7 protein-coding genes and 1 pseudogene are annotated in these 6,734 nt (G+C 63.6%); 2 read left to right on the top strand and 6 right to left on the bottom strand.

What is annotated here, in order from left to right:
• Positions 1-194, top strand: a pseudogene (locus tag CFE50_RS20765) (hypothetical protein); the annotation flags it as partial.
• A 296-nt stretch (positions 195-490) separates the two neighbouring features.
• On the opposite strand, the gene pssA reads toward CFE50_RS20765, so the two are convergent.
• From pssA to CFE50_RS20745, 4 genes are all read right to left on the bottom strand, one after another.
• Positions 491-1,345: a CDP-diacylglycerol--serine O-phosphatidyltransferase gene (pssA, locus tag CFE50_RS20760; protein WP_007159688.1), complete on the bottom strand. Its 855-nt coding sequence runs from the start codon at positions 1,343-1,345 to the stop codon at positions 491-493.
• 165 nt (positions 1,346-1,510) lie between these two features.
• A complete protein-coding gene (ilvC, locus tag CFE50_RS20755; protein ID WP_241807824.1) occupies positions 1,511-2,527 on the bottom strand; it encodes a ketol-acid reductoisomerase in 1,017 nt (338 codons plus the stop codon).
• A gap of 26 nt (positions 2,528-2,553) precedes the next feature.
• Positions 2,554-3,045: an acetolactate synthase small subunit gene (gene ilvN / locus CFE50_RS20750; RefSeq protein WP_007159690.1), complete on the bottom strand. Its 492-nt coding sequence runs from the start codon at positions 3,043-3,045 to the stop codon at positions 2,554-2,556.
• Between the two features lie 2 nt (positions 3,046-3,047).
• Positions 3,048-4,772, bottom strand: a complete 1,725-nt coding sequence (locus CFE50_RS20745) for an acetolactate synthase 3 large subunit (RefSeq protein ID WP_241807823.1) — start codon at positions 4,770-4,772, stop codon at positions 3,048-3,050.
• A gap of 398 nt (positions 4,773-5,170) precedes the next feature.
• Between CFE50_RS20745 and CFE50_RS20740 the strand changes: the two genes are divergently transcribed.
• Positions 5,171-5,635 carry a DUF4124 domain-containing protein gene (locus CFE50_RS20740; protein ID WP_145248688.1) on the top strand — a complete coding sequence of 155 codons (465 nt, stop codon included), beginning with the start codon at positions 5,171-5,173 and terminating at the stop codon, positions 5,633-5,635.
• A gap of 1 nt (position 5,636) precedes the next feature.
• Here the strand turns inward: CFE50_RS20740 and CFE50_RS20735 are convergent, their stop codons facing one another.
• Complete coding sequence (locus tag CFE50_RS20735; protein WP_007159693.1) at positions 5,637-5,963, bottom strand: YqcC family protein; 327 nt, start codon at positions 5,961-5,963, stop codon at positions 5,637-5,639.
• Positions 5,963-6,715 (bottom strand): tetratricopeptide repeat protein, encoded by a 753-nt coding sequence (locus CFE50_RS20730; protein WP_241807826.1) that lies wholly within the window; start codon positions 6,713-6,715, stop codon positions 5,963-5,965. The genes CFE50_RS20735 and CFE50_RS20730 overlap by 1 nt, the downstream gene beginning before the upstream one ends.
• Between the last annotated feature and the right edge of the window lie 19 nt (positions 6,716-6,734).

Below are 6,734 nucleotides of genomic sequence, written 5' to 3'. Positions count from 1 at the left end.
TTGTGTTGCTGATAATCTTGCGACATCAGACTTATCTCACAAGCACCCACACGAATTGCTTGATTCAACTTGTTAAAGAGCAGTTGGTTGCGACCGTGTCGCTAACCGAGGCGCGCATTCTACGCTGCCCTCACATCCTGTCAAGCGTTGATTTGAACTTTTTCGTTTCAACTCAACCACTTGCGCTTGCCTGACCGGTCTAGCCAATCTCGGCAGCGGGAGGCGAATCCTACAGCATCCTCAGACGCTGTCAACCCCTCCGCTTCATTTCGTTGCCACCCTGAGGTGAGAGCCAAATGGCGAAGAATTCGTGGACCCCTCGCCCGGCTCAGACCTAAGTGCTTGATTTTCAAGCCGCTTCAGCGTCTGCGCCGGAAGTGGGGCGCATTATAGGGGAGTTTCAGAGCAGGTCAACAGGTTATTTTCAGAAAGGCCAAAAAAAGAAAGGGGCTGCTCGCGCAGCCCCTTTCTTATAGCCCTCTGGATGCCGTTAGGCACGACCGATACGGCGATTGCGCCAGAGAGTAGTGAAGGGTCCGGAAACCGCATAGGCCAGGAAGCCCAGCAGCAGGACGCGCGGCGGGTCGGTAAAGACCACGGCAAAGACCAGCACGGCAATCAGGATGACTACGAAGGGGACGCGTCCTTTCAGGCCAAGGGTCTTGAAGCTCCAGTACTTGAAGTTGCTGACCATGAGCATGCCGGCTGCAGCGACCATCAGGGCGACCAGCAGCGATAGCTTGGAACCCTGGATGCCGAAGTCACTGAAGCACCAGACGGTACCGGCCACCAGGGCCGCCGCGGAAGGACTGGCCAGGCCGATGAAGTAGCGCTTGTCCACCGAGCCGATCTGGGTGTTGAAGCGAGCCAGACGCAGGGCGGCACCGGCTACATAGATGAAGGCGACGGCCCAGCCGACATTACCCAGGCCGCTCAGGGCCCACTGGAAGGCCAGGATCGCCGGTGCGACGCCGAAGGCGACCATGTCGGAGAGCGAGTCGTACTGCTCGCCGAAGGCGCTCTGGGTATTGGTCATGCGGGCGACGCGACCATCCAGGCCATCGAGCACCATGGCGATGAAGATGGCGGCAGCCGCGGCCGAGAAGCCGGCGGAGGCGATGTCATATTGCCCCTGGATGAAGGCGGTCTGAGCCGCGACACCCTTGATGATCGAATAGAGGCCGGCAAAGAGCGCCGCGGTGGTGAAGAGGTTGGGCAGCAGGTACACGCCACGGCGTCTGATCTTGCGCCCCTGGGCGTCCTGCGTCTCCTCGATGTGTTCATCCACGGGGATGAGGCCGTCGGTGGCTGTGTTGGACGGGGTTTCTTCGGGACGCTCGCTCATGGATTTTCCTTGGGCATTACCTGACGGATTGGACTGACCGCTTGAGGATAGGGTTCAGCCTAACCTCCCATGCTAAGGCATTGCCGGGGTCGTGGGCAGTGCAATAAAAAACGCGGCCGAGGCCGCGTCCTTTACCGCTCGTTACAGGGCTGGCGCCCTGCTCGATCAGTTCTTGGTCTTGTCGACGATCTTGTTCGACGCGATCCAGGGCATCATCGCCCGCAGCTTCTCGCCGACCTGCTCGATCGGGTGAGCCGCGTTGTTGCGACGGTAGGCGGTCATGGAAGCGTAGTTGGACGCGCCCTCGGCCACGAACATCTTGGCGTACTCGCCGTTCTGGATGCGCTTGAGCGCATTCTTCATGGCGGCGCGCGACTCGGCGTTGATGACCTCAGGACCGGTCACGTACTCGCCGTACTCGGCGTTGTTGGAGATCGAGTAGTTCATGTTGGCGATACCGCCTTCGTACATGAGGTCGACGATCAGCTTGAGTTCGTGCAGGCACTCGAAGTAGGCCATTTCCGGCGCGTAGCCGGCTTCGACCAGGGTTTCGAAACCGGCCTTGACCAGTTCGACCGCACCACCGCACAGCACGGCCTGCTCGCCGAACAGGTCGGTTTCGGTCTCGTCCTTGAAGGTGGTTTCGATAATGCCGGTACGGCCGCCGCCGACGCCGCAGGCGTAGGACAGAGCAACGCTCTTGGCATTGCCGGAAGCGTCTTGGTGGACGGCGACCAGATCAGGGATGCCGCCGCCCTTGACGAACTCGGAGCGCACGGTGTGACCCGGGGCCTTGGGGGCGATCATGATGACGTCCAGGTCAGCGCGGGGCACGACCTGGTTGTAGTGGATGGCGAAACCGTGGGCGAAGGCCAGGGTGGCGCCCTGCTTCAGGTTCGGCTCGATCTCGTCCTTGTACAGCTTGGACTGGAATTCGTCGGGGGTCAGGATCATGACCACGTCGGCAGAGGCGACGGCGTCCTTGACCGGCTTGACGGTCAGGCCATGGGCCTCGGCCTTGGCCACGGTGGCCGAGCCACTGCGCAGACCGACGACGACGTCGACGCCGGAGTCCTTCAGGTTGCAGGCGTGGGCGTGGCCCTGGGAGCCGTAGCCGATGATGGCGACCTTCTTGCCCTGGATGATGGAAAGGTCACAGTCTTTGTCGTAGTAAACGCGCATTGCAGGTTCTCCTGGAAAAGGGGGTATCAGATGCTCAGGGCTTTGTCGCCACGGGAAATTCCGGTCACGCCGCTACGCACCACCTCGAGGATGGACGCGGCGCCGATCGCCTGGATGAAGCTGTCGATCTTCTCGCTGGTGCCCGCCAGCTGAATGGTATACACGCTGCTGCCGACATCGACGATCTGGCCGCGAAAGATATCGGTGGTGCGCTTGACCTCGGCGCGCTGGGCGCCGGTGGCCTTGACCTTGATCAGCAGGAGTTCGCGCTCGATGTGGGCACTCTCGGACAGGTTGACCAGTTTCACCACCTCGATGAGCTTGTTGAGGTTCTTGGTGATCTGCTCGACCGTCTCTTCCTGGCCGATGGTGGTCAGGGTCAGGCGCGACAGGGTCGGATCCTCGGTCGCGGCGACCGTGAGGCTTTCGATGTTGTAGTTGCGCTGGGAAAACAGGCCGACCACGCGGGACAGGGCGCCGGGCTCGTTTTCCAGCAGCAGGGAGATGATGTGTCTCATGTTCAGGTCCGCTCCGTCTTGCTCAGCCACATGTCGCGCATCGCGCCATCCTTGATCTGCATCGGGTAGACGTGTTCGGTGTTGTCCACGGCGATGTCGAGGAAGACCAGGCGATTCTTCATGGCGAAGGCCTCGGCCATCATCGGCTTGAGGTCTTCCAGACGCTCGATGCGCATGCCGACGTGGCCATAGGCCTCGGCCAGCCTGACGAAGTCCGGCAGGGATTCCATGTAGGAGTGGGAGTAGCGGCTGCTGTACTGCATGTCCTGCCACTGGCGGACCATGCCCAGGGCACCGTTGTTGAGGCAGACGATCTTCACCGGCAGGTCGTACTGCATGCAGGTGGAGAGCTCCTGGATGTTCATCTGCACGCTGCCTTCACCGGTGACGCAGGCGACATCGGCGTCCGGGAAGTTGAGCTTGACCCCCATGGCCGCCGGGAAACCGAAGCCCATGGTGCCGAGGCCGCCGGAGTTGATCCAGCGATTGGGCTTGTCGTAGCGGTAGTACTGGGCAGCGAACATCTGGTGCTGACCCACGTCGGAGGTGATGTAGGCATCGCCCGCGGTGACGTCGTACAGGGTCTCGATGACGGTCTGCGGCTTGATGATGCTGCCGTCGCCCTTGTCGTAGGGGAACATCTCGCGACCGCCGCGCCATTCCTCGATCTGCTTCCACCAGGCGGCCTGGTTTTCGGCGCGGGGCTTCTCGCTCAGCTCGCGGACCACGGCGACCATCTCGGCGAGGACGCTGTCGACCGGACCGACGATGGGCACGTCGGCCTTGATGGTCTTGGAGATCGAAGCCGGATCGATGTCGACGTGAATGATCTTGGCGTTCGGGCAGAAGCGCGTGGCACCGTTGATGACGCGGTCATCGAAGCGCGCACCCACGGCGAGGATGACGTCGCTGTGGTGCATGGCCAGGTTGGCCTGGTAGCTGCCGTGCATGCCGAGCATGCCAAGGAACTGGCGATCGCTGCCCGGGTAGGCGCCCAGACCCATCAGGGTATTGGTGACCGGCAGGTTGAGCAGACGCGCCAGCTCGGTGAGGGCCGCGGAGGCACCACCGAGGATGACGCCGCCACCGGCATAGAGGATGGGACGCTTGGCCGCCACCAGCATCTCGACGGCCTTGCGGATCTGCCCGGAATGGCCGCGCTGCGCCGGATTGTAGGAGCGCAGCTTGATCTTCTTCGGATAGACGTATTCGTATTTCTTGGTCGGATCGCCCATGTCCTTGGGGATGTCGACCACCACCGGACCGGGACGCCCGGACTCGGCAAGGTAGAAGGCCTTCTTGAGGACTTCGGGGATCTCGGAGGGGTGCTTGATGATGAAGCTGTGCTTCACGATCGGCCGGGAGATGCCGACCATGTCGGTTTCCTGGAAGGCGTCGGTGCCCACCATGTTGCTCGGCACCTGGCCGGACAGGACCACCATGGGGATGGAGTCCATGTAGGCGGTGGCGATGCCGGTGATGGCATTGGTCGCGCCGGGGCCGGAGGTCACCAGGACCACGCCGGCCTTGCCGGTGGCGCGGGCATAGCCGTCGGCCATGTGGGTGGCGGCCTGCTCGTGACGAACCAGGATGTGGTTGAGCGCCGGTTCCTTGAACAGGGCGTCGTAGATGTGCAGCAGGGCACCGCCCGGGTACCCGTAGATGTGTTTCACGCCCTCGTCGCGCAAGAAGCGGACGACCATCTCAGCGCCAGTTAATAGCTCCACGTATCACCTCATTCCACGCATGGCGAGCGCCCATCGGTGGACGCTCAAGGTTCGGTTGACTGCAAGGCAGAGCATGGGCGACGGTGGTCACCGACGATTCAGCTGCCTAGAAAGCCTTGTTGGAAGATTCCGATGAATGCTGGAGCTTCCACCCGACGCGAGGTAACGCGGTGCAGGGTATTTGACTGTGGCGGCGCGGGTAGGCACCTCATGGTCTGCCGAGCAGTCAGCTTTGGGCCGACTCGCTACAGCGAACTTTGGATTGTTCGCATTCGACCCGTGCAAGTCAAGCCGAAAGGTGCAACCGGGCGCAATCGGTCGTCGGCGATCAGTCGTGATGAAAAGGTCGACGTCTCCTCTTATAGTGAAGTCCTGTCCTCTCCCCTTCCAGGATTCCCATGCGCTCGATCTTCTGGCTTTCCGCCCTGGCTTTCGCCTGCAGCCTGTCCGCCCAGGCCGCGCAGGTCTACAAGTGGACCGATGACAAGGGTGTCACCCACTTCAGTGCCCAGCCGCCCGAGGGCCAGAAGGCCAACGAGGTGGACGTGAAGACGGCGCCGCAGATCAATGGCAGTGGCACTGCACCTACCTACAAGATGCCCAACGGTGCCCAGCAGCCCTCGGTGTCCAACGATGCCCAACAGCAGGAACTGGATCGCCGGGTGAAGGCGCAGGTGCGCGAGGAGCAGAACCAGCTCAAGGAGCAGTGCGATCAGGCGCGCCAGAATCTGGCGCAGCTGCGCAACAATCCGCGCATCCTGGTGCAGTCCGGGCGGGGCGAGACGCGGCGGCTGAGCGAAGAGGAACGTCAGCAGCGGCTGGCCGAGACCCAGCTGTCCATCGAGCAGAATTGCGGCAAGTAGCTCAGGCGCTTTCGATGATGCGGTCGAATTCGGCCAGGGACGCGAGCAGCGGCAGGACCGGGTCGAGATTGCCCTGGTAGACCATCTCGGCCATCGGCCGGATGCCCGAGCGCGCCGGCAGGACCGCATCGCTCTCGATGATCAGCTTCATCCGCGGCACGAAGATCCACTGCAGCCACTGGGCGAAGCTCAGGGTATCGACGCAGAAGGGCTCCTGGCTGGCCAGGGCCTCGGCGCTGGGCGCCTGCGCCGACCACCAGCCGAGCAGGCGCAATTCACGCTCGATCTGCAGCAGCTGATCGGCCAGGGCGGGCAGGCGCTCGTCCATCAGGTACCCACCTGTGCCTTCTGCCGGGCCAGGGCGGCGCCGGAGGCATCACCCTGGGCCTCGCGGGCCTGGGCGATCAGTTGCCAGAGACTGGCCTGCAGGGCGGGACGACCATTGGCGTAGGTCAGGGCGCGCCGGGCCAGTTGCTCGCCCTGAGCCGGATCGTTCTGCGCCAGGCGCACCTGGGCCAGGCGATAGAGCACCTGGGGCTCGCGCGGGGCGATGCGCTGGGCGCGTTCCAGGCTCGAGGAGGCGCCGTTGAGATCGCCACCGCTCTGCTGTTGCTGGGCGGTGGTCAACAGGGCCAGCACCGGACCGTCGAGTTGCTCGTCGGCAGCCAGGCCGCCACCACTGGAATTGCTGGTGGAGGGAATGCCGGTCGGCGCCGTACTGGCGGCCGCGGAGCCGCTCGGGGTGGCGGGCGGATAGACCGGCTGCGAGTAGTTCGGCTGCACCGGCGCCTGGGCGGGCGGCGCGCTGGGACTGGACGAGGTGATCAGCGGCGCCGAGGCCGCCGGTGCGGCATAGGTTTCCAGCGGCGCGGAGCTACCGCCCGGCACCATGACGGTCACCCCGGAATCGGCCGGCGTGCTGGGCGCGGCGGCCACGGGGGCCTGACGTTGCGCCGGCAGGGGCCGGTTGTTGCCCTGGCGATAGAGTTCGCCGTTGGACACCGGACCGCCGGAATCGACCACGGGGATGGCGCCACGCTGCGGCGCGGCGCAACCGGCGAGGAGAACACCGGCGATCATCACCGGCCAGACTGCTTTC

It is taken from the genome of Pseudomonas sp. PGPPP4, assembly GCF_002256045.1.
Lineage (GTDB): Bacteria > Pseudomonadota > Gammaproteobacteria > Pseudomonadales > Pseudomonadaceae > Chryseomonas > Chryseomonas oryzihabitans.
The sequence above is the reverse complement of the archived record's forward strand: the minus strand, read 5'-3'. Positions and strand labels throughout refer to the sequence as shown.

What these genes read in the sequence shown, in the direction of transcription:
- ilvN (WP_007159690.1), bottom strand. Translation starts at nt 3,045, where the DNA reads ATGAGACACATCATCTCCCTGCTGCTGGAAAACGAGCCCGGCGCCCTG.
- pssA (WP_007159688.1), bottom strand. Translation starts at nt 1,345, where the DNA reads ATGAGCGAGCGTCCCGAAGAAACCCCGTCCAACACAGCCACCGACGGC.
- CFE50_RS20730 (WP_241807826.1), bottom strand. Translation starts at nt 6,715, where the DNA reads ATGATCGCCGGTGTTCTCCTCGCCGGTTGCGCCGCGCCGCAGCGTGGC.
- ilvC (WP_241807824.1), bottom strand. Translation starts at nt 2,527, where the DNA reads ATGCGCGTTTACTACGACAAAGACTGTGACCTTTCCATCATCCAGGGC.
- CFE50_RS20740 (WP_145248688.1), top strand. Translation starts at nt 5,171, where the DNA reads ATGCGCTCGATCTTCTGGCTTTCCGCCCTGGCTTTCGCCTGCAGCCTG.
- CFE50_RS20735 (WP_007159693.1), bottom strand. Translation starts at nt 5,963, where the DNA reads ATGGACGAGCGCCTGCCCGCCCTGGCCGATCAGCTGCTGCAGATCGAG.